General features: G+C 53.7%; 27 protein-coding genes and 1 pseudogene. 17 read left to right on the top strand and 11 right to left on the bottom strand.

Features of this window, described 5'->3' with window-relative positions:
• The first annotated feature begins 84 nt into the window (after positions 1-84).
• Together cpxR and cpxA are read left to right on the top strand one after the other, a co-directional pair.
• Positions 85-783 carry an envelope stress response regulator transcription factor CpxR gene (cpxR, locus tag FDX19_RS02280; RefSeq protein WP_048214010.1) on the top strand — a complete coding sequence of 233 codons (699 nt, stop codon included), beginning with the start codon at positions 85-87 and terminating at the stop codon, positions 781-783.
• The gene (gene cpxA / locus FDX19_RS02275) at positions 780-2,153 is read left to right on the top strand and encodes an envelope stress sensor histidine kinase CpxA (RefSeq protein ID WP_137381451.1); all 1,374 of its coding nucleotides are present in this window, start codon (positions 780-782) and stop codon (positions 2,151-2,153) included. The genes cpxR and cpxA overlap by 4 nt, the downstream gene beginning before the upstream one ends.
• A 51-nt stretch (positions 2,154-2,204) precedes the next feature.
• Here the strand turns inward: cpxA and FDX19_RS02270 are convergent, their stop codons facing one another.
• Complete coding sequence (locus tag FDX19_RS02270) at positions 2,205-2,606, bottom strand: nuclear transport factor 2 family protein (RefSeq protein WP_137381450.1); 402 nt, start codon at positions 2,604-2,606, stop codon at positions 2,205-2,207.
• A complete protein-coding gene (yiiM, locus tag FDX19_RS02265; protein ID WP_137381449.1) occupies positions 2,606-3,307 on the bottom strand; it encodes a 6-hydroxyaminopurine reductase in 702 nt (233 codons plus the stop codon). The genes FDX19_RS02270 and yiiM overlap by 1 nt, the downstream gene beginning before the upstream one ends.
• 152 nt (positions 3,308-3,459) lie before the next feature.
• Here yiiM and FDX19_RS02260 point away from each other — a divergent pair, with 152 nt between their 5' ends.
• Positions 3,460-4,356 (top strand): dihydrodipicolinate synthase family protein, encoded by an 897-nt coding sequence (locus tag FDX19_RS02260; RefSeq protein WP_137381448.1) that lies wholly within the window; start codon positions 3,460-3,462, stop codon positions 4,354-4,356.
• A 41-nt stretch (positions 4,357-4,397) separates the two neighbouring features.
• Here FDX19_RS02260 and kdgT read toward each other — a convergent pair whose 3' ends face one another.
• The gene (kdgT, locus tag FDX19_RS02255) at positions 4,398-5,381 is read right to left on the bottom strand and encodes a 2-keto-3-deoxygluconate transporter (RefSeq protein WP_003028743.1); all 984 of its coding nucleotides are present in this window, start codon (positions 5,379-5,381) and stop codon (positions 4,398-4,400) included.
• A gap of 283 nt (positions 5,382-5,664) precedes the next feature.
• Positions 5,665-6,285: a superoxide dismutase [Mn] gene (gene sodA / locus FDX19_RS02250; RefSeq protein WP_003840480.1), complete on the bottom strand. Its 621-nt coding sequence runs from the start codon at positions 6,283-6,285 to the stop codon at positions 5,665-5,667.
• 289 nt (positions 6,286-6,574) lie between these two features.
• On the opposite strand from sodA, the gene rhaT reads away from it, so the two are divergent.
• Positions 6,575-7,609, top strand: coding sequence for an L-rhamnose/proton symporter RhaT (gene rhaT, locus FDX19_RS02245; protein ID WP_137381447.1), 1,035 nt, complete (start codon positions 6,575-6,577; stop codon positions 7,607-7,609).
• Here the strand turns inward: rhaT and rhaR are convergent.
• Both rhaR and rhaS read right to left on the bottom strand, forming a co-directional pair.
• Positions 7,606-8,454 (bottom strand): HTH-type transcriptional activator RhaR, encoded by an 849-nt coding sequence (gene rhaR, locus FDX19_RS02240; RefSeq protein WP_137381446.1) that lies wholly within the window; start codon positions 8,452-8,454, stop codon positions 7,606-7,608. The two genes, rhaT and rhaR, sit on opposite strands and share 4 nt — an antisense overlap.
• A 152-nt stretch (positions 8,455-8,606) precedes the next feature.
• Positions 8,607-9,455: an HTH-type transcriptional activator RhaS gene (gene rhaS, locus FDX19_RS02235; RefSeq protein ID WP_137381445.1), complete on the bottom strand. Its 849-nt coding sequence runs from the start codon at positions 9,453-9,455 to the stop codon at positions 8,607-8,609.
• Between the two features lie 303 nt (positions 9,456-9,758).
• Between rhaS and rhaB the strand changes: the two genes are divergently transcribed.
• From rhaB to rhaM, 5 genes are all read left to right on the top strand, one after another.
• The gene (gene rhaB / locus FDX19_RS02230) at positions 9,759-11,228 is read left to right on the top strand and encodes a rhamnulokinase (RefSeq protein WP_137381444.1); all 1,470 of its coding nucleotides are present in this window, start codon (positions 9,759-9,761) and stop codon (positions 11,226-11,228) included.
• Complete coding sequence (gene rhaA / locus FDX19_RS02225; protein WP_137381443.1) at positions 11,225-12,484, top strand: L-rhamnose isomerase; 1,260 nt, start codon at positions 11,225-11,227, stop codon at positions 12,482-12,484. The genes rhaB and rhaA overlap by 4 nt, the downstream gene beginning before the upstream one ends.
• Positions 12,485-12,626: 142 nt before the next feature.
• Positions 12,627-13,454: a rhamnulose-1-phosphate aldolase gene (gene rhaD / locus FDX19_RS02220; RefSeq protein ID WP_137381442.1), complete on the top strand. Its 828-nt coding sequence runs from the start codon at positions 12,627-12,629 to the stop codon at positions 13,452-13,454.
• A 74-nt stretch (positions 13,455-13,528) separates the two neighbouring features.
• Entirely contained in the window at positions 13,529-14,677 is a 1,149-nt protein-coding gene (gene fucO, locus FDX19_RS02215) for a lactaldehyde reductase (RefSeq protein WP_137381441.1), read from the top strand.
• Positions 14,674-14,988 (top strand): L-rhamnose mutarotase, encoded by a 315-nt coding sequence (rhaM, locus tag FDX19_RS02210; RefSeq protein WP_137381440.1) that lies wholly within the window; start codon positions 14,674-14,676, stop codon positions 14,986-14,988. Before fucO ends, rhaM begins: the two co-directional genes overlap by 4 nt.
• A gap of 83 nt (positions 14,989-15,071) precedes the next feature.
• Here rhaM and FDX19_RS02205 read toward each other — a convergent pair whose 3' ends face one another.
• The gene (locus FDX19_RS02205) at positions 15,072-15,620 is read right to left on the bottom strand and encodes a helix-turn-helix domain-containing protein (protein ID WP_003825255.1); all 549 of its coding nucleotides are present in this window, start codon (positions 15,618-15,620) and stop codon (positions 15,072-15,074) included.
• A 101-nt stretch (positions 15,621-15,721) separates the two neighbouring features.
• Between FDX19_RS02205 and FDX19_RS02200 the strand changes: the two genes are divergently transcribed.
• Positions 15,722-16,381, top strand: a complete 660-nt coding sequence (locus FDX19_RS02200; protein ID WP_137381439.1) for an AzlC family ABC transporter permease — start codon at positions 15,722-15,724, stop codon at positions 16,379-16,381.
• Positions 16,381-16,704, top strand: coding sequence for an AzlD domain-containing protein (locus FDX19_RS02195; protein WP_137381438.1), 324 nt, complete (start codon positions 16,381-16,383; stop codon positions 16,702-16,704). Before FDX19_RS02200 ends, FDX19_RS02195 begins: the two co-directional genes overlap by 1 nt.
• Positions 16,705-16,746: 42 nt before the next feature.
• On the opposite strand, the gene FDX19_RS02190 is transcribed toward FDX19_RS02195, so the two are convergent.
• Positions 16,747-16,959: a DUF1471 domain-containing protein gene (locus FDX19_RS02190; RefSeq protein ID WP_137381437.1), complete on the bottom strand. Its 213-nt coding sequence runs from the start codon at positions 16,957-16,959 to the stop codon at positions 16,747-16,749.
• A 129-nt stretch (positions 16,960-17,088) separates the two neighbouring features.
• On the opposite strand from FDX19_RS02190, the gene FDX19_RS02185 reads away from it, so the two are divergent.
• Together FDX19_RS02185 and FDX19_RS02180 are read left to right on the top strand one after the other, a co-directional pair.
• On the top strand, positions 17,089-17,610 hold the full coding sequence (locus FDX19_RS02185; protein ID WP_137381436.1) for a Crp/Fnr family transcriptional regulator: 522 nt from the start codon (positions 17,089-17,091) through the stop codon (positions 17,608-17,610).
• 58 nt (positions 17,611-17,668) lie between these two features.
• The gene (locus FDX19_RS02180) at positions 17,669-18,175 is read left to right on the top strand and encodes a YgjV family protein (RefSeq protein ID WP_137381435.1); all 507 of its coding nucleotides are present in this window, start codon (positions 17,669-17,671) and stop codon (positions 18,173-18,175) included.
• Here the strand turns inward: FDX19_RS02180 and fdhD are convergent.
• Positions 18,142-18,978, bottom strand: coding sequence for a formate dehydrogenase accessory sulfurtransferase FdhD (gene fdhD, locus FDX19_RS02175; protein ID WP_137381434.1), 837 nt, complete (start codon positions 18,976-18,978; stop codon positions 18,142-18,144). The genes FDX19_RS02180 and fdhD overlap by 34 nt on opposite strands.
• Before the next feature lie 194 nt (positions 18,979-19,172).
• Here fdhD and fdnG point away from each other — a divergent pair.
• The 4 genes and pseudogenes from fdnG (at position 19,173) to fdhE (ending at position 24,640) form a co-directional block, all read left to right on the top strand.
• A pseudogene (fdnG, locus tag FDX19_RS02170) lies at positions 19,173-22,167 on the top strand (formate dehydrogenase-N subunit alpha).
• A 12-nt stretch (positions 22,168-22,179) separates the two neighbouring features.
• Positions 22,180-23,082, top strand: a complete 903-nt coding sequence (gene fdoH / locus FDX19_RS02165; protein WP_003825273.1) for a formate dehydrogenase O subunit beta — start codon at positions 22,180-22,182, stop codon at positions 23,080-23,082.
• A complete protein-coding gene (gene fdoI, locus FDX19_RS02160; RefSeq protein ID WP_137381433.1) occupies positions 23,079-23,714 on the top strand; it encodes a formate dehydrogenase cytochrome b556 subunit in 636 nt (211 codons plus the stop codon). The genes fdoH and fdoI overlap by 4 nt, the downstream gene beginning before the upstream one ends.
• Complete coding sequence (gene fdhE, locus FDX19_RS02155; RefSeq protein WP_137381432.1) at positions 23,711-24,640, top strand: formate dehydrogenase accessory protein FdhE; 930 nt, start codon at positions 23,711-23,713, stop codon at positions 24,638-24,640. The genes fdoI and fdhE overlap by 4 nt, the downstream gene beginning before the upstream one ends.
• A 44-nt stretch (positions 24,641-24,684) precedes the next feature.
• On the opposite strand, the gene nadS is transcribed toward fdhE, so the two are convergent.
• Both nadS and FDX19_RS02145 read right to left on the bottom strand, forming a co-directional pair.
• A complete protein-coding gene (gene nadS / locus FDX19_RS02150) occupies positions 24,685-24,972 on the bottom strand; it encodes a NadS family protein (protein WP_038635893.1) in 288 nt (95 codons plus the stop codon).
• On the bottom strand, positions 24,973-25,284 hold the full coding sequence (locus FDX19_RS02145; protein WP_137381431.1) for a type II toxin-antitoxin system RelE/ParE family toxin: 312 nt from the start codon (positions 25,282-25,284) through the stop codon (positions 24,973-24,975).
• Positions 25,285-25,446 lie beyond the last annotated feature (162 nt).

Genomic DNA, 25,446 nt, shown 5'->3' with positions numbered 1-25,446 from the left:
ATGCGTCAGGGGGTGTAAAACAACGTAAAGTCATAGATTAGCGACGCCTGATGACGTAATTTCTGCCTCGGAGGTACGTAAACAATGAATAAAATCCTGTTAGTTGATGATGACCGAGAGCTGACTTCCCTGTTAAAGGAGTTGCTCGAAATGGAAGGTTTCGATGTGCTGGTTGCCCATGATGGGGAGCAGGCACTTGAACTTCTGGATGACAGCATCGATTTACTTTTGCTCGACGTCATGATGCCGAAGAAAAACGGTATCGATACACTGAAAGCGCTTCGCCAGACACACCAGACGCCCGTAATCATGCTGACCGCTCGCGGTAGCGAATTGGATCGCGTACTCGGCCTTGAGCTGGGCGCGGACGACTATTTACCCAAACCCTTTAACGACCGCGAACTGGTCGCGCGTATCCGCGCTATTCTGCGCCGCTCTCACTGGAGCGAACAACAGCAGACCAGCGATAATGGCTCACCGACGCTGGAAGTGGATGCGTTAAGCCTGAATCCGGGTCGCCAGGAAGCCAGTTTTGATGGGCAAACCCTGGAGTTAACCGGCACCGAATTCACCCTGCTTTATTTACTGGCACAGCATCTCGGCCAGGTCGTATCTCGTGAACACCTGAGTCAGGAAGTGCTGGGTAAACGCCTGACGCCGTTTGACCGCGCTATCGACATGCACATCTCGAACTTACGTCGTAAGCTGCCAGAGCGGAAAGACGGGCACCCGTGGTTTAAAACCCTGCGTGGTCGCGGCTACCTGATGGTCTCCGCTTCATGATAGGAAGCTTAACCGCACGCATCTTTGCCATCTTCTGGTTAACGCTGGCGCTGGTGTTGATGTTGGTACTGATGCTGCCCAAGCTCGACTCACGTCAGATGACCGAGCTACTGGACAGCGAGCAGCGCCAGGGGTTGATGATCGAGCAACACGTGGAAGCTGAGCTGGCGAACGACCCACCCAACGATCTGATGTGGTGGCGTCGCTTGTTCCGTGCCATCGACAAGTGGGCGCCGCCAGGACAGCGGTTATTGCTTGTCACTACAGAAGGACGTGTGATCGGCGCAGAACGCAACGAAATGCAGATCATTCGTAACTTTATTGGTCAGGCTGATAACGCTGATCATCCGCAGAAGAAAAAATATGGTCGCGTTGAGATGGTCGGGCCCTTCTCCGTCAGAGATGGTGAAGATAACTACCAGTTGTATCTCATTCGACCTGCCAGCAGTTCACAGTCTGATTTCATCAACCTGTTGTTTGACCGGCCCCTGTTGCTGCTGATCGTCACCATGCTTGTCAGCTCGCCGCTGCTGCTTTGGCTGGCATGGAGCCTGGCAAAACCCGCGCGTAAACTGAAAAATGCGGCGGATGAAGTGGCACAGGGTAACCTGCGTCAGCATCCGGAACTGGAAGCCGGCCCGCAGGAATTTCTGGCGGCAGGTGCCAGTTTTAACCAGATGGTGACCGCGCTGGAACGCATGATGACCACGCAGCAACGCCTGCTGTCGGACATCTCTCATGAGTTGAGAACGCCACTAACACGTTTGCAACTGGGGACTGCGCTGCTGCGCCGTCGTAGCGGTGAGAGCAAAGAGCTGGAGCGTATTGAAACAGAAGCGCATCGGCTGGACAGCATGATCAACGACCTGCTGGTGATGTCGCGTAATCAGCAGAAGAACGCGCTGGTCAGTGAAACCGTGAAGGCTAATCAGCTATGGGGCGACGTGTTGGATAACGCCGCCTTTGAAGCCGAGCAGATGGGCAAATCGCTTACCGTGAATTTCCCGCCGGGACCGTGGCCGCTGTATGGCAACCCGAACGCACTGGAAAGCGCATTGGAAAACATTGTGCGTAATGCCCTGCGCTATTCACATACGAAGATTGAAGTTGGCTTCGCGGTGGATATTGACGGGATTACCATCACCGTAGACGACGATGGTCCAGGCGTGAGTCCTGAAGACAGAGAGCAGATTTTCCGTCCATTCTATCGCACCGATGAAGCGCGCGATCGTGAGTCCGGTGGGACAGGTCTGGGTCTGGCGATTGTTGAAACCGCTATTCAGCAGCATCGAGGCTGGGTGAAGGCCGAGGACAGTCCGCTGGGAGGTCTACGTCTGGTGCTTTGGCTGCCGCTGTACAAACGTACCTAATCAATTTCGGCCTACATCGTGTAGGCCGATTTTTTATACACCGTCACAGGTTTACGCCTGGCGGGAAATTTCCGGCGCGAGGATCCACTCTGCGCTGTCATTCCACACATCCATATGGGTAATTTTTCCCTCACGGACTTCGAAGCGATCGATATAACGGTTGCCCGCAAACGCACGTCCATCAGGCCATTCGCCATACAGCGCACCGTTCGAATAAACCACCACGCAGTCATCGTGCGCCACGGCATCAAACTCGCCCAGCGATTTTTTTACCCACTTATAGCGTTCGCCATTAAAGCGGGCAATATCCGCGGCACCGGCCATTTCTCGCCGTCCGGTAAAGGTAATCTTCACCTCAGGGTGCGTAAACGTCGCTGCACGTTCAGCGTCGGGGATCATCGAGGCAATCAGAAACGCTTTAACAATTGCCACCGCATTTTCAGATTCAGTCATTACACTTCCGTCCTTTCCTGAGGGGGATTACTGCCCCATAACCGTCTGGCATTGTCTTCAATTTTGCCACTCAGGCGACGTTTCTGCATTGTCCTGGTCCAGCTTTTCGATAATCCTGCCGCTGACAGCAGGCGGTGATACTGGTCATCGTCAAACGGCATATGCCACGCAATGGCAATGGCCTCCCGCAGACTGACATCGCTCACGCGCGACACCAGTTCCAGCGGCGCATCCGCCGACACGCGCCCCGGCGCGATAACACTGTACAGCCAGCCTATCTTCCCCGAAGCCTGCATCTGACTTGCCATATCGCTAATGCCAAAATGGAAATTCAGCTTAAAACACGGTGAACGCGGCTGTGTGACCTGAATCAGCGCCTCGCCCCACTGGAAAATATCGCCGATATAGACATTCTCTTCTGTCAGCCCAAGCGTTGAGAGGTTCTCCCCAAAGGCGGGGGCGACAAATAACTCCGCCTGTTCGGGGAATTCTTGTATCCAGTGCTGATAATGTTCACGCGGATAGTGGCACAGCGCGCGATCCGGCCCGCCATGAATTTTAGTCTCCGCCTGTTCATCGCCCGTGAGCCCCAGATCGGTCAGCATCAACTCGCCATCAACCTGAACTTTAGCAATCGCGCTGGGACGGCTTCCCGTGTAGTCCCGAATCTTGCCTGTAAAAACATCGACCGGATATCGCATCTGTTCCCTCTCCCGATAAATTTCTCCCATTACACCATATTTATTTTACCCCAGTCGCTCAAAATGAGAGCACGGTTCACATGAAACTTAGGGACACATGCTATCAATGTAATCTTGTTTTGAAACATCATTTCAATTAAGGAGTCGACAACGTGACTGGTCAATCGCAATTTGCTGGCGTCTGGTGTCCTTCCATTACGCCAATGGACAATGATGGCAAGATCGATCTCAATGGTCTGAGCCAGCATCTCAAACGCCTTACTGAGGCAAAAATCGACGTTATTTTGTTGATGGGCAGCATTGGGGAATTTGCTTCCTTTACGCTCGAAGAAAGGTTGTTGCTGATCCGTGAAGCCCGTGCCATGAGCTCGCTGAAGATGGTCGCGAACGTCTCATCCACCTGCCAGAATGATGTTTTGCTGATGGCCCAGGAGGCGCATCGCGCCGGATACGATGCCGTCATGATCCTGCCGCCATACTACTACGGTCAAACGTCGAAGCAGCTACTAAGCTACTTTCGCCAGTTGGGACAGAAACTCAGCGGCAAATGGTTTGCCTATAACTTCCCGGCGCGAACCGGTTGCGATTTAACCCCTGAACTGGTTGCCACGCTGGCAGCGGAATTCCCGAACTTTGCTGGCATTAAAGACACCGTGGACTGCCAGTCCCACACCCGCAGCATGATCCAGACAACCCGTGCCGTGCGGGAAGATTTTGCGGTGCTGTCGGGTTATGACGAATACTATATTCCTAACCTGCTGGCTGGCGGCGCGGGGATCATCTCGGGCCTCAACAACGTTATGCCTGAGCTGTTTGTCAGCGCACGCGAAGCGTTTAAGCAGGGCGATCTGGCGGCGCTGCGTGAGATTCAGGATAAGATTGGCACCTACATGTCCATCTACGCCATCGGCGAGGATTTTGTCACCACGATTAAAACAGTGGTATCACGTAAGTTTGGCTATTGCACCGGGGTATCACGAAACGCGGGTGGAGAGTTGAACGAGAGTGAGTGTCGGACTATCGATGAGGTGTTCGTCGTCAAAGGTTAACGCATTAAGCCGGATGGTGCAGACCATCCGGCAAAAGAGGCTTACTTCACGGTACCGCGAAGATCAATTTCCGCCGCTCTGGCTTTGGCTCTTTTCGACCAGATGGACGTGATAATCGGTACGAGGATCGAGGTTACAATCACCGAGGTCGCCACCAGGGAGGTGGCCGCTGGTGCCATCGGTTTGAACGCCGGAACCATTTCAGCAATCAGCACCGGTGTGGCAACGGCCGCGCCAGCAGAACTGGACGCCGCAATCCCCGCCGTACCATCCCCGCCACCAATCAGTTTATCGGCAATAATCAACGGTATACCGGTAATGATAATCACCGCGACGCCCAACAGAATACCCAGAACGCCAGTCTGCGCAATGACGCTCAAATCAATAGTGTTCCCCAATGCGAAGGCAAAGAAAGGGATCAGCGTCTGCACGGCTTTACTGAAGAATTCCCGCAGTTCAGGATCCAGATTACCCAGCGCAAAACCAATCAGGAACGGCAATACCGCCCCCACAAATACATGTGGTTCAAACGACGCAATCCCGGCGGTTCCCAGAATGACCATGGTCATCAGCGGACCTGACTCCAGCGACATCAGGACAAACGCCCCGGCCTCTTCTTTGGTGCCGTATTGCTGCATGATCGAGGCATACAGCCCGCCGTTAGTCATATCCATTGCGGCCACCAGCGCCAGCGTGGACAACCCGGCGAAGAACCCCACTTCCACACCATGTTCAGGAAGAATGCGCGATGCGATCGCCGCTACCACCCATGCGACCAGGATCTTGGTTATCACTAGCGTGCCGGATTTACGCAGTACGGTTCCGGTAGCGCTCAGCTTAATCGACGCCCCCATGCAAAAGAACCAGACGGCCAGAATCGGCACCGTACCGGTGATCATGCCGTTGGTAAATGAGCCGAAGTATTTCCCGGCGCCGGGTGAAAAGGTGTGACATAACGCGCCCAGAAAAAGTGGTACCAACATCATACCGCCTGGGATTTTCTCTATCGTACGTTTGATCTGCATTTCCATCACCTGTAGACATAAAAATGGGGCAATTTTTATGGGCGACTGCATCTTGCTTTTGAGATGCGCCCGTCTTGATGAAAAGAAGATAGACATTCAGAGAAACTATAAAAGTGATCCCACTCGCATAATAAAACCTTGTTTCAATTTAAATGGATCAATGTTCCTATGTTGATTTTGATCACAAAAAAGCCCCCACAGGCATCGCTTGCAGGGGCTGTATCACGTCATCAGATCCCGACCCGATCAGCATAACGCTCTCAGGTTTCAGGCATCATTAAACTTATTTTTTTGCGGCAAAACGCGCAGCGGCTTCGTCCCAGTTCACTACGTTCCAGAACTCTTTGATGTAGTCCGGGCGACGGTTCTGGAATTTCAGGTAGTAAGCGTGTTCCCAGACGTCCAGGCCCACAATTGGGAAGCCGGAAGCGCCAGAAATAGCTTCACCCATCAGCGGGGAATCCTGGTTAGCGGTGGAAACAACAGCCAGTTTGTCACCTTTCAGAACCAGCCACGCCCAGCCGGAACCGAAACGAGTGGCTGCTGCTTTTTCAAATTCAGCTTTGAAGTTGTCAACGGAACCGAAGTCACGTTCGATAGCCGCTTTCAGGTCGCCCTGCAGCGTGGTACCGGTTTTCAGGCCTTTCCAGAACAGGCTGTGGTTAGCGTGGCCGCCAGCGTTGTTACGCAGAACGGTTTTCTTATCCGCAGGCAGCTGATCCAGTTTGGTGATCAGCTCTTCAGCAGACAGGCTCGCGAATTCAGGCAGGCTTTCCAGCGCAGCATTAGCGTTGTTTACGTAAGCCTGGTGGTGTTTGGTATGGTGGATTTCCATCGTCTGCTTATCGAAGTGCGGTTCAAGGGCATCATAAGCGTACGGCAGGGATGGCAGTGTATAACTCATAATCATCTCCAGTATTGTCGGGCGGCCAGTGTTAACGCCGCGTAAGCAGTTGGGTCATTATAGTTAATTAAATGATATTGAAAATGATTATCAATGCCGTACTTTTTACAGGGTCTTAATTATTCATCACCATTACTGAAGATGTGAGCCAAATCACCCAGTTAACGTGATGATTGCCAACAAGAGGACAAAGGCGGCAATCGTCAAAAGGTTAATCATCTGCGTAATTTTTAAACTCGTTGTGTCGGAGGGGTTATGACCGACGATAAATAATAACGAGGATTCAGTCATGAGTAACGCGATTACGATGGGTATTCTTTGGCATTTGATAGGCGCAGCCAGCGCAGCCTGTTTCTATGCCCCGTTCAAACAAGTTAAACATTGGTCATGGGAAACAATGTGGTCGGTTGGCGGGATCGTCTCCTGGCTTATCCTGCCATGGACCATCAGCGCCATGTTGCTTCCCAATTTCTGGGCCTACTTCAGCTCTTTTAGCCTCTCCACGCTGGCACCGGTATTCCTGTTTGGCGCGATGTGGGGGATCGGTAATATCAACTATGGCCTGACCATGCGCTATCTCGGCATGTCGATGGGGATTGGTATTGCGATTGGTATTACCCTGATTGTCGGCACGCTGATGACCCCTATCATCAACGGTAACTTTGATGTGCTGATCAACACCAATGGCGGACGCATGACGCTACTGGGCGTATTGGTCGCGCTGATCGGCGTGGGCATTGTGACCCGCGCAGGGCAGTTGAAAGAACGTAAAATGGGCATCAAAGCAGAAGAGTTCAACCTGAAGAAGGGGCTGGTGCTGGCGGTAATGTGCGGCATTTTCTCTGCCGGGATGTCCTTTGCGATGAACGCGGCGAAACCCATGCACGATGCTGCTGCCGCGCTGGGCGTCGATCCGCTGTACGTCGCGCTGCCAAGCTATGTCGTCATCATGGGCGGCGGTGCTTTAGTCAACCTGGGCTTCTGTTTTATTCGTCTGGCAAAAGTGAAAGATCTTTCGATAAAAGCCGACTTCTCGTTAGCCAAACCGCTGATCATCACCAACGTGCTGCTGTCCGCGCTCGGTGGTCTGATGTGGTATCTACAATTCTTCTTCTACGCCTGGGGCCACGCTCGCATTCCGGCGCAGTATGATTATGTCAGCTGGATGCTGCACATGAGCTTCTATGTCCTGTGCGGTGGTATTGTTGGTCTGGTGCTGAAAGAGTGGAAAAACGCGGGCCGCCGTCCGGTCAGCGTACTGAGCCTCGGCTGCGTGGTCATTATTCTCGCGGCAAATATTGTCGGTCTGGGAATGGCCAGTTAATCATTCGGGCTGCTGAGATGACGCCACTGGCTCGGCGTCATCCCGGTTTCTCGCGTGAATACCACCGAAAAGTAATTACTGTCTTCAAAGCCGCAGCGCATAGAAATTTCACCGATCATCAGTCTACTGTGCTTGAGCAGATACTGAGCATGGCAAACCCGCACCTGGCGGAGATACTGGTTGATGGTCATTCCGGTCTGGCTGCGAAACTGCTGACGCAAAACTCGCTCACTGCACTGTTCCTGCTCGCAGAATTTATCCAGCGCAAAGGCATGTTCATGACTCCCGGCCAACGCGGTAATCAGCTTATCCAACAACGTTTCACTGGATGTCGCTGGCAGCGTATCCGTGGCATAGCGATGCCGTTTGAAATGAGTCACCAGTTGCCCAAACAGCAATTCAGCCATTTCAAAAGCCAGCGGGTCACGCTGATTACTCTCGTGTTCAAGCTGACTAATTATCTGCCGGGCCTGGGACATACCAGCGCTGCCGAGCCGCCAGTGAGGCTGTCGCGGCGAACCGTTAAATCCTGGGATCGCGCTTTCCCAGCCGACATTCAGCGTCAGCCGTTCCGGGCAGTAAATGATATTTTGCAGGACGAGATCGTTAACTGAGGTGTAGGAGTGTTTGTCTTCGGCACGGATATAAAACAGATCGCCACGGGTTATCCGGTACGGGCGATCGTTGAGAACATGCAGGCCATTGCCGCGCCACACCATCACCAGCTCGCAAAACTCATGAGTATGTTCGGCAAACACATCCTGCGGATAACGATCGGCCACCGCGACAGCCTGGTGGTCATTCGCAAAAAAGTCTGATTTCAGAAGGACCAGATGATTCACCATCACATCACCTCAACCTGAACGCTTGCCGGATGCACTACGTTTATCCGGTCTACAGGGCATCCACGTAGGCCGGATAAGGCACAGCCGCCATCCGGCATAAAAGGGTATGATTATCAGCAAACGGACGGCAAAAAACGTTGATAGCTTTCGCGTTACTGGAGGCTGCTTCCAGTAATGACATCGCGTCCCTGTCGGATATCGCGCGGCGACCAGTTAAACTCCCGGCGAAACAGCGTCGAAAAATGGTTACTGTCGCCAAATCCGCAGCGATAAGCGATGTCCGTCACGCTGTCATCACTGTGACGTAGTAAATGGCGGGCTTTGATTAGCCGTAGGCGGTTGAGATAGCGCTGCGGCGTCAGCCCGGTCTGTTGTTTAAGCTGGCGGTGCAGAGTACGTAAAGAGAGCGAAAACTGCTCGGCTATAGCTTCCCAGCATACTTCATCGGCAAAGTTGTCCTCCAGCCATGCCAGTAGTTGGTTCAGTCGCGCATCATTATCTGTTGCCGCTTCCATCAGGCTACTTTTACGCAACAGCACCAGCAACTGCATGAACAAGATCTCACGATTTGCCGCCGTCGGCGTATCCATTGCCTCGCCAAGATTTTCCATTTGCCCCACCAGATGCCGAACCTGCTGCAACACGCTCTGATTCACCCGCCAGTGTGACGGATATTGCCCATTCAGCTCCTGGGGTAACAACTGATTCAGCCCGGCCAAAAACTGAAACGCATCCGGGGAACGATACAGAATATTGGTCAGACACAGGTTGTCAGTATGTTCATATAAGTGTCTGTCATGATCGCGGACAAAACACACCGTTCCCCCGCTAATGGTATAAGGCTGTCCATTGAACACATGAATTCCCGTACCATGCTCAACCACTACAATTTCATGAAAATCATGATGATGCTCTGGAAAAGCAGGCTGAGGAAGCCGGGGTTCAATCGCCACGGGCGCTTTACCTGTCGGAAAAAAATCCACGCAATGCAATACGGTCATGATGACATCCACCCCGATCAAATGAACATGGCTGAATAGTAATTAAGGGTTATCACCCTCACCTTAAATTTTTGACGTCAAAGAGCGTAAACACGGTCAATTCTTCAAGAAATAGCGGGAAAGATCGGGAATTGCGAAAGGGCTCACATCAGACGAAACCATCCCTATTAGTAGAAAATGTGAACGCCATCACGTTCACCTTTGCCATGCTGCCAGCCGCCTATTGTCGTTGTCACTAACAAGAAGGTACGCCATTTCACGGGTTCTTAGACTGAGTGCAATGAAACTCAGAAGGACCTCGCTATGACTCTTCGCCATTGTGTCGCTGTTGATCTCGGTGCATCCAGTGGACGCGTAATGTTGGCGCGTTACGACAGTGAACACCGTACCCTGACACTGCGTGAAATCCACCGCTTTGTTAACTGCCTGCAAAAAACAGACGGTTTTGACACCTGGGACATCGACAGCCTGGAAAACGACATTCGCCTCGGTCTGCGGAAAGTCTGCGATCAAGGCATTCGGATCGACAGCATCGGCATTGATACCTGGGGCGTGGATTATGTCCTGATCGATAAAAACGGTCAGCGTGTTGGGTTGCCAGTCTCTTATCGCGATAGCCGCACGAACGGCATTATGTCGCGGGCCATGACGCAGCCAGGTCAAAGTGAAATCTATCGCCGTAGCGGCATTCAGTTTCTGCCCTTTAATACCCTGTATCAGCTCCGCGCACTGGTCGAACAGCAACCGGAACTGATCCCCCAGGTGGCGCATGCCCTGCTAATCCCCGATTACTTCAGCTATCGCCTGACCGGAGAAATGAACTGGGAATATACCAACGCCACCACCACCCAGTTAGTCAATATCAACACCGACGACTGGGACGAAACCCTACTGGCCTGGAGCGGTGCCGACAAAGCGTGGTTTGGCCGCCCCACGCATCCGGGGAACGTAATTGGTCACTGGATTTGTCCGCAGAAAAATCAAATCCCGGTGGTTGCCGTCGCCAGCCACGACACCGCCAGCGCGGTGATCGCTTCACCGCTGGCCGATAAACACAGCGCGTATCTTTCTTCCGGTACCTGGTCGCTGATGGGTTTTGAGAGCAGAACACCGTATACCAACGATGCGGCGCTGGCGGCGAACATCACCAACGAAGGGGGCGCGGAAGGGCGCTACCGCGTGCTGAAAAACATCATGGGGCTGTGGCTACTCCAGCGCGTGTTAAAAGAGCGGCAGATAACCGACCTGCCTGCGCTTATCGTCCAAACCCAGGCGCTGCCGGCCTGCCAGTTTCTGATTAACCCCAACGACGAGCGCTTTATCAATCCTGACGACATGAGCGCGGAAATTCAGGCAGCCTGCCGCGAATCTGGCCTGCCAGTGCCGATGCGGGATGCTGAACTGGCGCGCTGTATTTTCGACAGTCTGGCGTTGCTGTACGCCGATATCCTGCAGGAACTGGCTGAGCTTCGCGGCGAAGCATTTCACCAACTGCACATCGTCGGTGGTGGATGTCAGAACGCATTACTCAACCAACTTTGCGCGGATGCCTGCGGTATTCGCGTCATATCCGGGCCTATTGAGGCCTCCACGCTCGGCAATATTGGCGTCCAGTTGATGACGCTGGATGAGCTAAACAACGTTGATGATTACCGCCAGGTGGTACGCGCTAACTACGACCTGACAACCTTCATCCCCAATCCTGAAAGTGAAATTGCCCGCCATAAAGCGCAGTTTCAACCATTACGACAGACAAAGGAGCTTTGCGCATGACTACTCAACTTGAACAAGCCTGGGAACTGGCAAAACTGCGTTTCGCAGCGGTAGGTATTGATGTCGAGGAAGCATTACGCCAGCTCGATCGTCTGCCGGTCTCCATGCATTGCTGGCAGGGCGACGACGTAGCCGGATTCGAAAACCCGGAAGGTTCGCTCACGGGTGGAATTCAGGCAACCGGTAACTATCCGGGCAAAGCGCGTAACGCCAGCGAACTGCGTGCCGATCTGGAGCAGGCACTCAGTCTGATCCCTGGCCCTAAACGTCTGAATCTGCATGCCATTTATCTGGAATCAGAGACGCCAGTCGCCCGCGACCAAATCAAACCTGAACATTTCAAAAACTGGGTGGAATGGGCAAAAGTGAACCGCTTAGGGCTGGATTTCAACCCATCTTGCTTCTCACACCCGCTGAGTGCCGACGGTTTCACGCTGGCGCACGCCGACGACCATATCCGCCAGTTCTGGATTGACCACTGTAAAGCCAGCCGCCGCGTTTCCGCGTATTTCGGCGAGCAACTGGGTACGCCGTCGGTGATGAACATCTGGATCCCGGATGGCATGAAAGACATCACCGTTGACCGTTTAGCGCCACGCCAGCGTCTGCTGGAGGCGCTGGATGACGTGATCAGCGAGAAGTTCGACCCGGCGCACCATATCGATGCCGTTGAGAGCAAGCTATTTGGTATCGGCGCTGAAAGCTACACCGTGGGCTCCAACGAGTTCTATATGGGTTACGCCACCAGCCGTCAAACCGCGCTATGTCTGGATGCGGGTCACTTCCATCCGACCGAAGTCATTTCCGACAAGATCTCCGCCGCCATGCTGTACGTACCGCGCCTGCTGCTGCATGTCAGCCGTCCGGTTCGTTGGGACAGCGACCACGTGGTGCTGCTGGATGATGAAACTCAGGCGATTGCCAGTGAGATCGTCCGCCACAACCTGTTCGACCGCGTACACATTGGTCTCGACTTCTTCGACGCCTCAATCAATCGCATTGCCGCATGGGTTATCGGTACCCGCAACATGAAAAAAGCGCTGTTACGTGCGCTGTTAGAACCAACCGAACAGTTACGTCAGCTCGAAGCCAGTGGCGACTACACCGCCCGTCTGGCCCTGCTGGAAGAGCAAAAATCGCTGCCGTGGCAGGCCGTCTGGGAGATGTATTGCCAGCGCCACGACACGCCAGCCGGTAGCCAGTGGCTGGAAAGTGTGCGCGCTTATGAAAAAGAGATTCTGAGCAAACGTCGCTAAGCATGACGCCAGGCTTGTAGGCCGGATAAGACGCCCTGCGTCGCCATCCGGCAATGAATGAAACACGATTGCCGGATGGCGCTGCGCTTATCCGGCCTGCGTAAGACCCGATAACGTTCGGGCAATAAACAGGAACACCGACATGCAAAACATTACGACTTCCTGGTTCGTCCAGGGGATGATCAAAGCCACTTCTGATGCGTGGCTGAAAGGCTGGGACGAGCGTAACGGCGGCAACCTGACGTTACGTCTTGATGAAGCAGATATTGCGCCATTTAGCGCCGATTTCCACGAAAAATCGCGCTATATTGCGCTGAGTCAGCCGATGCCGATGCTGGCGAACACCTCATTTATCGTCACCGGTTCCGGCAAGTTCTTCCGAAATGTTCAGCTCGACCCGGCCGCCAATTTAGGCGTGGTGAAAATTGACAGCGACGGCGCGGGCTACCACATCCTCTGGGGCCTGACCCACGAGGCCGTACCAACCTCTGAACTGCCGGCCCACTTCCTCTCTCACTGTGAACGCATTAAAGCCACCAACGGCAAAGACCGCGTCATCATGCACTGTCACGCCACCAATCTGATCGCCCTGACCTACGTACTGGAAAACAACACGGCACTGATTACCCGTAAGCTGTGGGAAGGCAGCACCGAATGTCTGGTCGTGTTCCCGGATGGCGTCGGCATTCTGCCGTGGATGGTACCGGGTACCGATGAAATCGGCCAGGCGACAGCCGAGGAAATGCAGCAACACTCGCTGGTACTGTGGCCATTCCATGGCGTATTCGGCAGTGGGCCAACGCTCGACGAAGCGTTCGGCTTGATCGACACCGCAGAAAAATCCGCCGAGGTTCTGGTCAAAATCTATTCGATGGGCGGTATGAAGCAGACCATCACGCGCGAAGAACTGATAGCCCTTGGCAAACGTTTTGGCGTGACGCCGCTGGCAAGCGCCGTAGAGCTGTACTGATACCTCCCAACCCAACGCCGGATGCGGCTTCACTTTATCCGGCCTACAGGATTTTATTGTTAAGGAGAATAGTGATGAGCTTTATGTTGGCACTGCCAAAAATTAGCCTGCATGGCGCAGGGGCAATCCGCGATATGGTGAACCTCGTGGCGAATAAACAATGGGGCAAAGCGCTGATCGTCACCGATGGTCAACTGGTGAAGCTGGGCCTGCTGGACAGCCTGTTTGCCGCGCTGGATGAACATCAAATGTCTTACCACCTGTTTGATGAGGTGTTCCCGAACCCGACAGAGGAGCTGGTGCAGCAGGGTTTTGCAGCATATCAGGGCGCAGAATGTGACTACATTATCGCTTTCGGCGGCGGCAGCCCGATCGATACCGCTAAAGCGGTGAAGATCCTGACCGCCAACCCAGGCCCTTCTACCGCTTACTCCGGCGTGGGCAAAGTGAAAAATGCGGGCGTACCGCTGGTCGCCATCAACACCACTGCCGGTACGGCAGCAGAAATGACCAGCAACGCGGTTATTATCGACTCTGCGCGCAAGGTCAAAGAGGTGATCATCGACCCGAATATCATCCCGGATATCGCCGTGGATGATGCCAGCGTGATGCTGGAGATCCCGGCATCCGTGACTGCCGCGACCGGTATGGACGCCCTGACCCACGCCATTGAAGCCTATGTCTCCGTCGGCGCACATCCATTGACCGATGCCAACGCGTTAGAAGCGATTCGCCTGATCAATCTGTGGTTGCCAAAAGCCGTCGACGATGGGCATAACCTCGACGCCCGTGAGCAGATGGCGTTTGGTCAGTATCTGGCGGGTATGGCATTTAACAGCGCCGGTCTGGGTCTGGTGCATGCGCTGGCTCATCAGCCGGGCGCAACCCACAATCTGCCGCACGGCGTCTGCAACGCCATCCTGCTGCCGGTAATCGAAAACTTTAACCGCCCCAACGCCGTGGCGCGCTTTGCCCGCGTGGCGCAGGCAATGGGCGTCGATACCCGTGGCATGAGCGATGAAGCGGCAAGCATGGAGGCCATCAAGGCGATTCGAGCACTCAGCAAGCGTGTCGGTATTCCTGCGGGCTTTAGCTCCCTTGGCGTGACGAAAGAAGATATTGAAGGCTGGCTGGACAAAGCATTGGCCGATCCGTGTGCGCCGTGCAACCCGCGTACCGCCAGCCGCGACGAGGTCCGCGAGCTGTATCTGGAGGCGTTATGATCCGCAAGGCCTTTGTGATGCAGGTAAATGCCGACGCGCACGTGGAATATCAACGTCGGCACAATCCCATCTGGCCAGAACTGGAAGCGGTGCTGAAAGAACACGGCGCCCATCACTACGCGATTTATCTCGATCGGGAGCGCAATCTGCTGTTCGCCACCGTCGAGATTGAGTCCGAAGCGCGCTGGGACGCTGTCGCCAGCACCGACGTTTGCCAGCGCTGGTGGCAGCATATGCGTGACGTAATGCCCACCAATGCAGACAACAGCCCGGTTAGCGCAGAGCTAAAAGAAGTGTTTTATCTGCAGTAAGTTATATGCCCGGTGGCGCAAGCTTACCGGGCCTACGGTTTTATTTTTTGTAGGTCGGATAAGCGATAGCGCCATCCGACAATTCAATTTTGCTCAGAAACCAGAATCGCCTGGGTGTCAGGCTCCAGCGCTTTAAAGATATGCGCGCGATCGGCGGGGTAACAAATGTAGTCGCCCTCACCTAACTCTTCCGGCGCTTCCGTCAACCCCACCATCGCCTTGCCCTGCGTCACGATGATATGTTCAACCGATCCCGGCGGATGCGGCTGTGAAATACGATCCGCGCCCGGCTGCGTCAGCAACAGATAAATATCCCGCCGCGCGCCCGGTGGGCAGGCGGCCAGTAAAATGGCCTGATAGTGGGCCTGTTCCGCCACGACTTTTGTCCCTTCGCCGCGGCGAATCACCTGCGTTTTTTGCTCTTGCGGCTCCAGCAGGCGCGCAAAGGGAATGTCCAACGCCACACACAGCGACCAGAGCGTTTCCAGGCTAGGATTGCCATTGCCCGCTTCCAACTGTGAGAGCGTCGATTTTGCAATCCCCGCACGACGGGCAATCTCCGCCAGCGACAAACCGGTGCGCTGACGTTCACGCACCAGGCTTTTCGCGATCATACTGATGGGCTGGGTCATTCACGACTCCATGTTTTTTATATCGAACGAATCGTTCGACTTGTAAAGTTAACTGCTCCCGTTCATTATAATGGAAATTCGTTCGATATGGCTAAAACGGTATGAAACATTATTTTTCCAGTCTCAAAGGCGACACGCTGAAAGCAATATTTCTCGTCTGTCTGGCTGTCGGCGTTGTCGGCATGTCGTACGGCTCGCTGGCGATGGCTTATGGCTTCCCGCTGTGGGTACCGTTTGTACTCTCTATTACGGTACTGGCGGGGGCGTCCGAGTTTATGTTTATCGGCATCGTCGCCAGCGGTGGTAACCCACTGGCGGCTGCGGCTGCCGGTTTACTGGTCAACGCCCGACACGTGCCGTTTGGCGTCACGGTGCGCGATCTGGTGGGAAACCGGGCCGCCAGTTTCCTCGGCTGCCATATCATGAACGATGAAAGCGTGGTGTTCGGCCTGTCGCAGAAAACACCGGAACAACGTAAAGCCGCCTACTGGTTATGCGGTCTGGGCGTCGCCATTTTCTGGCCGATTGGCACACTGATCGGTGCCGGTGTCGGCAAGCTGCTCCCGGCACCTGAAACCATTGGGCTGGATGCCGTTTTCCCTGCCATTTTGTTGGCCTTAGTGGTTCCGGCTTTTAAAAACCGCACCACGCTCATCCGTGCCTGTAGCGGGGCCGCATTGTCACTCGCATCCGTACCTTTCGCACCGGTAGGCTTGCCGGTACTGCTCTCACTGTTTGGCTTACTGGCGAGGAAAAAATAATGGGTAATATGACGCTATTTATCGTCGGGATTGCCGTGCTGTCTTTGGGTACATATTTAATGCGCTTAGGGGGAGCAAAACTGGGAGGGCGTTTAGCCTTTTCTGAACGTTCACAGGCGCTGCTTTCCGACGCCGCAACGGTATTACTCTTCTCCGTCGCGCTGGCAACCACCTTTTATGAAGGCGAACACTTTGCCGGCATGGCGCGCGTACTCGGTGTGGGTTTTGCGGTCTTTCTCGCCTGGCGCAAGACGCCATTGATTGTGGTGATTATCGCTGCAGCAGTGGTAACCGCACTGCTGAGAATGGCGGGTATAAACTAAAAAAGCGCCCCTGGGGCGCTCTTTCTACCGTACTGAGATAACTTATTTCAGCAGTTCAGCGGTCATATGCACACGGTTACCGGTGTAAGCCTGAGTGATTTTATAATCGCTGGCACCCGCACGTTCAGCCTGAGCGGCGATTTTTGCTTCAGCGCTTTCCAGCGTAGAACCGGTTGCGGTAACTGTCTGAGCAGCGAAAGAACCGAAAGAAGTAGCCAGAGCGATAACTGCGACAAAAGTTTTGATGCTGTTCATGATATAAACCCTTTAACTTAGTTGTTTGAGTAAGGCACCGTGCCTTGATGTGATAAATAATAGGCTGATACTCGAACAACTGAAAGCGGAAGGATTTGCCAGTCTCATTCAAATTATTTGAGAGATAAGATGTCGCGTAATCAGGAACCACAATGCCTCGCAGGCAGCCGTAGAAAAACGCAACCGGCGGGTAGTTGGTTACTTCGTCAGGGTGAACCACAAAGTAAAATTCATCTTTTACATCATGGTGTGGCTCGTGCGGTGTATCACGCAGACAGCGGCGTTGAAAGGGTTAAAGAGTTCTACTTTGCCGGGGAGTACTGCTTTTTGTACCTGAACTGGCTAACCAACACGCCTGCTGATTACAGTCTGCAAATGATCGCCGCTGGCGAAACCAGTGAAATACCGCTGGCGTTGCTGGATGCGCCGGAAAATCAGGATATTAAGACCCAGCTACTGGTCCAGCAGTTGATCTATAAAGAGAAAAAAGAGCAAATGCTGCTGCTCAATACCCCAGAGCAACGCTACCAGTACGTACAAACACACTTCCCGGACTGGGAGTCTCAGCTCACTCAGCGCGATCTCGCCAACTATATCGGCATTACTCCCGTTAGCCTGTCTCGTATTCGCCAGCGTCTTAACAAAGGTTAACGCCTTACGTTGATGCGTCGATTATTGTCCCGTCACTCTTCAATTGTTGGCGCACATTATGAACGCATTTCTCCTCTCTCAGATTCTGGCTGGCATCAGCTTTTTGCTGGATATTTCCGCTTTTCATTTTCAGCGCCGGGCTATCACCTTATCTCTGCTCACCAGTTCCACTTCCCTGTTGGCTATACATTTCTATCTTTTGGATCAACACGCTGCGGCTGGGTTAATGATCATTGCCGCATGCCGCTACGCGACGGCCATCGTCACGTTTCACCGCTGGGCGATGTGGGGATTTATGCTGGGATCGCTGCTGTGTAGCGTTTATCTTTGGCAAAATCTGTCGAGTATTTTGCCGCTGATGGGAAGCCTGCTGATGACCTTTGCGTCGTTTCAAAAACACAGCGGAAAATTACGGGGATACACCTTGTGCGGTAGCCTGTGTTGGCTGCTGAACAATGTGATTGTTGGCTCGCCAGTTGCCGTAATCATGGAGCTGGCATTTTCAGGCAGCATTCTGGCCGCCTGGCGGCGTCACAGCGCGATCAGACGTTGCGGATGCGTGTAGACCGTCGCCCTGCCCGGTTTGCAAAAACCCACCAGCGTCAGGTTACAACGTTCGGCAACTTCCACGGCAAGCGTGGTCGCCGCAGAGACAGCAAACAGGATCTCCACGCCACACATCGCCGACTTTTGCACCATCTCGTAGCTGGCGCGGCTGGAAACTAACACCGCGCCCTGTTGCCAGCTTTCCCCTTCCACTGCGCGTCGGCCCAGCAGTTTGTCCAACGCAACATGACGTCCAACATCTTCATGCCCACCCGCCAGATGACCTGACGGCTGAACCCAGGCAGCCGCGTGCGTGCAGCCTGTCAGTTGCCCCACAGGTTGGAAATCAGGGAGATGCCGTAAAGCGTTATCGAGATGCCCCAGATCGAATGTCTGGGTAAACGGCAGCGGCTGGACCGGTTTGCCAATGTCATTGAGCTGCTCCACGCCACAAACGCCGCAGCCGGTACGTCCGGCCAGCGCCCGACGACGCTCCTTCAGCCCCATAAAGCGACGGCTGGACAGCTCAACCTGGACTTCCAATCCGTTGCAGGAGGGCACTACGTCCATCGCGTAAATATCCTGCGGGGACTCAATAATGCCTTCAGAAAGTGAAAAACCCATCGCGAAGTGCGCAAGATCTTTCGGTGATGCCATCATCACCACGTGCGAAATTCCGTTATATACCAGCGCCACAGGTACTTCTTCAGCAACCTCATCAGGCTGAGGATGTTGCAAATCCTCGCGCTTCCAGAGGGTCAACTGACGCGATCCTGCACAATTCATCACATTTTTGACTTCTTCTTGATGGATTTTATTCACTTTCTTTTAACCATATTGGAACACACATACCAACATTGTGGTATTCTTTACAAACCCCTCCTGGACGGAGGGAAATTCACCCAATTCTGGACCTTTGCGGTCCCGTCCGCAAAGAAAAATAACAACCACTTCCCTCGCGTTCGCGTTATAGAAAAGCGAAGGGAACGTGACAATGTCGAAACAAGGAGCGAACCATGCAGGTCAGCAGAAGGCAGTTCTTTAAGATCTGCGCTGGCGGTATGGCAGGCACCACGGCAGCGGCACTGGGCTTTGCGCCCGGCGTAGCGCTCGCGGAAACACGGCAATATAAATTGCTGCGCACCCGCGAAACCCGTAACACCTGCACTTACTGTTCCGTTGGCTGTGGACTGTTAATGTACAGCCTCGGTGACGGCGCAAAAAACGCCAAAGCATCCATCTTCCATATCGAAGGGGACCCGGATCACCCGGTGAACCGTGGCGCGCTGTGCCCGAAAGGGGCAGGACTTGTGGACTTCATCCACTCCGAAAGCCGCCTGAAATTCCCGGAATATCGCGCACCAGGCTCAGATAAGTGGCAACAGATTAGCTGGGATGAGGCATTTGACCGCATCGCGAAGCTAATGAAAGAAGACCGCGACGCTAACTACGTTGCACAAAACGCTGAAGGCGTAACCGTTAACCGCTGGCTTTCCACCGGGATGCTGTGTGCTTCCGCTTCCAGTAACGAAACCGGCTATTTAACGCAAAAATTCTCCCGCGCGCTCGGTATGCTCGCGGTCTGGTCGCGGTGCGATGACCAACCACTGGGTCGACATTAAAAACGCCAACCTCGTTGTGGTGATGGGCGGTAACGCCGCTGAAGCTCACCCTGTCGGATTCCGCTGGGCGATGGAAGCCAAAATTCACAACGGCGCGAAGCTGATTGTTATCGATCCGCGCTTTACGCGAACCGCAGCGGTGGCTGATTTCTATGCTCCTATTCGCTCTGGTACTGACATTGCCTTCCTGTCAGGCGTCTTGCTGTACCTGCTAAATAACGAAAAATTCAACCGCGAATACACCGAGGCCTACACCAACGCCAGTCTGATCGTGCGTGAGGATTACGGTTTCGAAAATGGCCTGTTCACCGGCTACGACGCGGACAAACGCAAGTATGACAAAACCAGCTGGAACTACGAGCTGGATGAAAAAGGCTTCGCCAAACGCGATGTCACTCTGCAACACCCGCGCTGCGTGTGGAATCTGCTGAAACAGCACGTTTCCCGCTACACGCCGGACGTGGTGGAAAACATCTGCGGTACGCCGAAGGCTGACTTCCTGAAAGTCTGTGAGTACATCGCAGAAACCAGCGTAAAAGATAAAACCGCGTCGTTCCTGTACGCCCTGGGCTGGACACAACACTCCGTTGGCGCGCAGAACATCCGCACCATGGCAATGATCCAGTTGCTGCTTGGCAATATGGGGATGGCAGGCGGTGGCGTTAACGCCCTGCGCGGTCACTCGAATATTCAGGGGCTGACTGACTTAGGCCTGTTGTCACAAAGCCTGCCAGGCTACATGACGCTGCCAAGCGAGAAACAAACCGACCTGCAAACCTACCTTGCCGCCAACACGCCAAAACCGCTGCTGGAAGGCCAGGTGAACTACTGGGGCAACTACCCGAAATTCTTCGTTTCGATGATGAAAGCCTTCTTTGGCGATAAGGCGACAGCAGAAAACAGCTGGGGCTTTGACTGGCTGCCGAAGTGGGATAAAGGGTACGACGTGCTGCAGTACTTCGAGATGATGAACCAGGGCAAAGTGAATGGCTATATCTGCCAGGGCTTTAACCCGGTCGCCTCATTCCCGAACAAAAACAAGGTGGTGGCTTCACTGTCCAAACTGAAGTTCCTGGTCACTATCGACCCACTCAACACTGAGACTTCCACCTTCTGGCAGAACCACGGTGAGTCGAACGATGTTGACCCGTCGAAAATCCAGACTGAAGTGTTCCGTCTGCCATCCACCTGCTTTGCCGAAGAGAACGGTTCTATCGTCAACTCCGGTCGTTGGTTGCAGTGGCACTGGAAAGGCGCGGATGCCCCAGGGATTGCCGTTACCGATGGTGAAATCCTCGCCGGTATCTTCCTGCGTCTGCGTAAGATGTATGCCGAACAAGGTGGTGCGAACCCGGAACAGGTGCTGAGCATGACCTGGAACTACTCCACCCCGCACGAACCGGCTTCGGAAGAAGTGGCGATGGAGAGCAACGGTAAGGCGCTGGCCGATATTACCGACCCGGCAACCGGTGCGGTTATCGTCAAGAAAGGCCAACAGCTGAGCTCGTTCGCCCAACTGCGTGACGACGGCACTACCTCCAGCGGCTGCTGGATTTTCGCCGGTAGCTGGACGCCGGAAGGCAACCAGATGGCCCGTCGCGATAACGCCGACCCGTCAGGTCTTGGCAATACGCTGGGCTGGGCATGGGCATGGCCGCTTAACCGACGCATTCTGTATAACCGCGCCTCCGCTGACCCGCAGGGGAATCCGTGGGATCCAAAACGTCAGATCCTGAAATGGGACGGGGCGAAATGGAGCGGGATGGATATTCCGGACTACAGCGCCGCCGCACCTGGCAGCAACGTTGGGCCATTCATCATGCAGCCTGAAGGGATGGGACGTCTGTTTGCTATCGATAAGATGGCGGAAGGTCCGTTCCCGGAACACTACGAGCCGTTTGAAACGCCGCTGGGAACTAACCCGCTGCACCCGAACGTTATCTCTAACCCTGCCGCCCGTATCTTTAAAGGCGACGAAGAAGCACTGGGTAAAGCAGATAAGTTCCCGTACGTCGGAACAACCTATCGCCTGACCGAACACTTCCACTACTGGACCAAACATGCGCTGCTTAACGCCATCGCACAGCCGGAACAGTTTGTGGAAATTGGCGAGAAGCTGGCGAATAAGCTGGGCATCTCCCACGGCGATACCGTCAAAGTCTCCTCTAACCGCGGCTACATCAAGGCCAAGGCGGTGGTGACCAAACGTATTCGCACGCTGAAGGCCAACGGTCAGGATATCGACACTATCGGTATTCCAATTCACTGGGGCTACGAAGGTGTGGCGAAAAAAGGCTTTATCGCTAACACGTTAACGCCATTCGTCGGTGATGCGAACACGCAGACGCCGGAATTTAAGTCCTTCCTCGTGAACGTGGAAAAGGTGTAACGGAGACGACCTATGGCTTATCAATCGCAAGACATCATTCGTCGTTCCGCCACTAACGGTTTCACACCCGCGCCTCAGGCGCGGGACCATCAGGAAGAAGTGGCGAAGCTTATCGACGTCACCACCTGTATCGGCTGTAAAGCGTGTCAGGTGGCGTGTTCTGAATGGAACGACATCCGTGATGAAGTGGGCAACAACGTTGGGGTGTACGACAACCCGGCTGATTTGACCGCGAAATCCTGGACGGTGATGCGCTTCTCAGAAGTGGAACAGAACGACAAACTAGAGTGGCTTATCCGCAAGGATGGCTGTATGCACTGCGCCGATCCGGGCTGTCTGAAGGCGTGCCCGGCTGAAGGTGCAATCATTCAGTATGCCAACGGTATCGTCGACTTCCAGTCTGAGCAGTGCATCGGCTGTGGCTACTGCATCGCGGGCTGCCCGTTCGACGTACCGCGCCTCAATCCGGAAGACAACCGCGTCTACAAATGTACGCTGTGCGTTGACCGTGTGGTGGTGGGCCAGGAACCGGCCTGTGTGAAAACGTGCCCAACCGGTGCCATTCATTTCGGCACCAAAGAGTCGATGAAAACCCTGGCGGGCGAGCGTGTCGCGGAGCTGAAAACGCGTGGTTACGAAAATGCGGGTCTGTACGATCCGGCAGGCGTTGGTGGTACGCACGTGATGTATGTGCTGCACCATGCTGACAAGCCGAATCTGTATCACGGCTTGCCAGAGAACCCGGAAATCAGCGCCACCGTCAAATTCTGGAAAGGTATCTGGAAACCCCTCGCAGCGGTCGGCTTTGCAGCGACATTTGCGGCCAGTATTTTCCACTACGTCGGTGTAGGCCCAAACCGTGCGGAAGAGGAAGAAGACAATCTGCATGAAAAAGACGATGAGGTGCGCAAATGAAACGACGTGACACCATCGTGCGCTACACGGCGCCGGAACGCATCAACCACTGGGTAACCGCCTTCTGCTTCATTCTGGCGGCGGTGAGCGGGATGGGTTTTCTCTTCCCGTCGTTTAACTGGCTGATGCACATCATGGGCACTCCGCAACTGGCGCGAATTGTGCACCCGTTTGTCGGCGTGATTATGTTTGCCTCGTTTATCATCATGTTTTTCCGATACTGGCACCACAATCTAATCAATCGGGATGATATCTTTTGGGCGAAGAATATTCGTAAGATTGTCGTCAACGAGGAAGTAGGTGACACGGGACGTTATAACTTCGGCCAGAAATGCGTATTCTGGGCGGCGATTATCTTCCTGGTCCTGTTGCTGGTGAGCGGAGTGGTCATCTGGCGTCCGTATTTTGCGCCTGCTTTCTCAATCCCGGTGATCCGATTCGCGTTAATGCTGCATTCATTTGCCGCAGTAGCGTTAATTGTGGTTATCATGGTGCACATTTACGCCGCCCTTTGGGTGAAAGGCACCATTACCGCGATGGTGGAAGGATGGGTTACCAGTTCATGGGCGAAGAAACATCACCCACGCTGGTACCGTGAAGTCCGAAAGACAACGGAAAAGAAAACTGAATGAGTATTCGCATAATCCCGCAAGATGAGCTGGGTTCGAGCGAGAAACGCACGGCGGATATGATTCCGCCGTTGTTATTCCCCAGACTCAAAAATTTGTATAACCGCCGCGCCGAACGTCTGCGCGAGCTGGCCGAGAACAACCCGCTGGGTGATTATCTGCGCTTTGCCGCGCTGATCGCCCATGCGCAGGAAGTGGTGCTGTATGACCATCCGCTGCAGATGGATCTGACCGCTCGCATCAAAGAAGCGAACGATCAGGGCAAACCACCGCTGGATATCCACGTCCTGCCGCGCGATAAACACTGGCAAAAACTGCTGCAGTCGTTAATTGCTGAGCTGAAACCAGAAATGAGCGGCCCTGCACTGGCAGTGATCGAAAATCTGGAAAAAGCCTCAGAGCAGGAACTTGAGCTGATGGCCAGCGCGCTGTTTGCTTCTGATTTTTCCTCCGTCAGCAGCGATAAAGCGCCGTTCATTTGGGCTGCCCTGTCGCTCTACTGGGCGCAGATGGCAAGTCTGATCCCTGGCAAAGCACGTGCGGAGTACGGTGAACAACGCCAGTACTGCCCGGTATGTGGTTCAATGCCGGTTTCCAGCATGGTGCAAATTGGCACCACTCAGGGGCTGCGCTATCTGCACTGCAACCTGTGTGAAACCGAGTGGCACGTCGTGCGCGTGAAATGCAGCAACTGCGAACAGAGCCGTGATTTGAACTACTGGTCACTGGATAACGAGCAAGCGGCAATTAAAGCCGAAAGCTGCGGCGACTGCGGGACTTACCTGAAGATTCTCTATCAGGAAAAAGACCCGAAAGTAGAAGCTGTGGCCGACGATCTCGCTTCACTGATGCTGGACGCACATATGGAGCAAGAGGGTTTTGCTCGTAGCTCCATCAACCCGTTCCTGTTTCCGGGTGAAGGGGAGTAAGTTTTAAGATCTTCCCCCGGCAAGTGAACCAGACTGCCGGGGGGTTATCTTAGCGCCTGAATGACATGTTTTGGATCATTGGCAATGGCACGCAACAACGCTTTTGCTGGACCGGTCGGTGAACGACGCCCCTGCTCCCAATTTCGCAACGTATCCACGCTTACCGATATCAAATCTGCGAAACGGGTCTGTGATAATCCTGAAGACTGGCGGATTTCCTTTATTTTCATGGCATCAATATGAAAGGTACGGGAAGGTTGCCGCGTTCCTTCAGCGATCTCATTCATCTGAACCATACTTTGAGTTAATCGCTCAAATAGTGCCTTATCCATTTACCACCTCTCATTCAACATACGCAGCACTACCTTTTCTTGTGGAGTCAGATCATCCTTGATCCCTTTCTGATAAATCAGCAACAAACGAATTTGTGATTTCCTGATTTGATGAAAGTAGATAATCCTGACACCGCCACGTTTTCCTTTCCCTCGCACTCTCCAGCGAACCTTTCTCAGGCCCCCCGTTTCTTGTATCAGATCGCCATAATCGGGCTGAATCGCAAGGAATATCTGTAATCTACGGTATTCATCATCATCCAGTAATTTTTTGACGTCTTCAGTAAAGATTTCCGTTTCTATGAATAACATTTTTAATACGCCATTGGACTATATTAATAGAAATCAACTATACGTCAATGGCGTATAGTGCATTTTTCTCACAATACAGAATTCAAACCGTAGAAACCAATGACGATATTTAATCTGCGAGCCACTTTCCAGAATCATACACTCCCCCGCTTTTCCCATTTT

The organism is Citrobacter sp. wls619 (genome assembly GCF_005281345.1).
Classification (GTDB): domain Bacteria; phylum Pseudomonadota; class Gammaproteobacteria; order Enterobacterales; family Enterobacteriaceae; genus Citrobacter.
The sequence above is the reverse complement of the archived record's forward strand: the minus strand, read 5'-3'. Positions and strand labels throughout refer to the sequence as shown.

What these genes read in the sequence shown, in the direction of transcription:
- cpxR (WP_048214010.1), top strand. Translation starts at nt 85, where the DNA reads ATGAATAAAATCCTGTTAGTTGATGATGACCGAGAGCTGACTTCCCTG.
- cpxA (WP_137381451.1), top strand. Translation starts at nt 780, where the DNA reads ATGATAGGAAGCTTAACCGCACGCATCTTTGCCATCTTCTGGTTAACG.
- FDX19_RS02270 (WP_137381450.1), bottom strand. Translation starts at nt 2,606, where the DNA reads ATGACTGAATCTGAAAATGCGGTGGCAATTGTTAAAGCGTTTCTGATT.
- yiiM (WP_137381449.1), bottom strand. Translation starts at nt 3,307, where the DNA reads ATGCGATATCCGGTCGATGTTTTTACAGGCAAGATTCGGGACTACACG.
- kdgT (WP_003028743.1), bottom strand. Translation starts at nt 5,381, where the DNA reads ATGCAGATCAAACGTACGATAGAGAAAATCCCAGGCGGTATGATGTTG.
- sodA (WP_003840480.1), bottom strand. Translation starts at nt 6,285, where the DNA reads ATGAGTTATACACTGCCATCCCTGCCGTACGCTTATGATGCCCTTGAA.
- rhaT (WP_137381447.1), top strand. Translation starts at nt 6,575, where the DNA reads ATGAGTAACGCGATTACGATGGGTATTCTTTGGCATTTGATAGGCGCA.
- rhaR (WP_137381446.1), bottom strand. Translation starts at nt 8,454, where the DNA reads ATGGTGAATCATCTGGTCCTTCTGAAATCAGACTTTTTTGCGAATGAC.
- rhaS (WP_137381445.1), bottom strand. Translation starts at nt 9,455, where the DNA reads ATGACCGTATTGCATTGCGTGGATTTTTTTCCGACAGGTAAAGCGCCC.
- rhaB (WP_137381444.1), top strand. Translation starts at nt 9,759, where the DNA reads ATGACTCTTCGCCATTGTGTCGCTGTTGATCTCGGTGCATCCAGTGGA.
- rhaA (WP_137381443.1), top strand. Translation starts at nt 11,225, where the DNA reads ATGACTACTCAACTTGAACAAGCCTGGGAACTGGCAAAACTGCGTTTC.
- rhaD (WP_137381442.1), top strand. Translation starts at nt 12,627, where the DNA reads ATGCAAAACATTACGACTTCCTGGTTCGTCCAGGGGATGATCAAAGCC.
- fucO (WP_137381441.1), top strand. Translation starts at nt 13,529, where the DNA reads ATGAGCTTTATGTTGGCACTGCCAAAAATTAGCCTGCATGGCGCAGGG.
- rhaM (WP_137381440.1), top strand. Translation starts at nt 14,674, where the DNA reads ATGATCCGCAAGGCCTTTGTGATGCAGGTAAATGCCGACGCGCACGTG.
- FDX19_RS02205 (WP_003825255.1), bottom strand. Translation starts at nt 15,620, where the DNA reads ATGACCCAGCCCATCAGTATGATCGCGAAAAGCCTGGTGCGTGAACGT.
- FDX19_RS02200 (WP_137381439.1), top strand. Translation starts at nt 15,722, where the DNA reads ATGAAACATTATTTTTCCAGTCTCAAAGGCGACACGCTGAAAGCAATA.
- FDX19_RS02195 (WP_137381438.1), top strand. Translation starts at nt 16,381, where the DNA reads ATGGGTAATATGACGCTATTTATCGTCGGGATTGCCGTGCTGTCTTTG.
- FDX19_RS02190 (WP_137381437.1), bottom strand. Translation starts at nt 16,959, where the DNA reads ATGAACAGCATCAAAACTTTTGTCGCAGTTATCGCTCTGGCTACTTCT.
- FDX19_RS02185 (WP_137381436.1), top strand. Translation starts at nt 17,089, where the DNA reads ATGTCGCGTAATCAGGAACCACAATGCCTCGCAGGCAGCCGTAGAAAA.
- FDX19_RS02180 (WP_137381435.1), top strand. Translation starts at nt 17,669, where the DNA reads ATGAACGCATTTCTCCTCTCTCAGATTCTGGCTGGCATCAGCTTTTTG.
- fdoH (WP_003825273.1), top strand. Translation starts at nt 22,180, where the DNA reads ATGGCTTATCAATCGCAAGACATCATTCGTCGTTCCGCCACTAACGGT.
- fdoI (WP_137381433.1), top strand. Translation starts at nt 23,079, where the DNA reads ATGAAACGACGTGACACCATCGTGCGCTACACGGCGCCGGAACGCATC.
- fdhE (WP_137381432.1), top strand. Translation starts at nt 23,711, where the DNA reads ATGAGTATTCGCATAATCCCGCAAGATGAGCTGGGTTCGAGCGAGAAA.
- nadS (WP_038635893.1), bottom strand. Translation starts at nt 24,972, where the DNA reads ATGGATAAGGCACTATTTGAGCGATTAACTCAAAGTATGGTTCAGATG.
- FDX19_RS02145 (WP_137381431.1), bottom strand. Translation starts at nt 25,284, where the DNA reads ATGTTATTCATAGAAACGGAAATCTTTACTGAAGACGTCAAAAAATTA.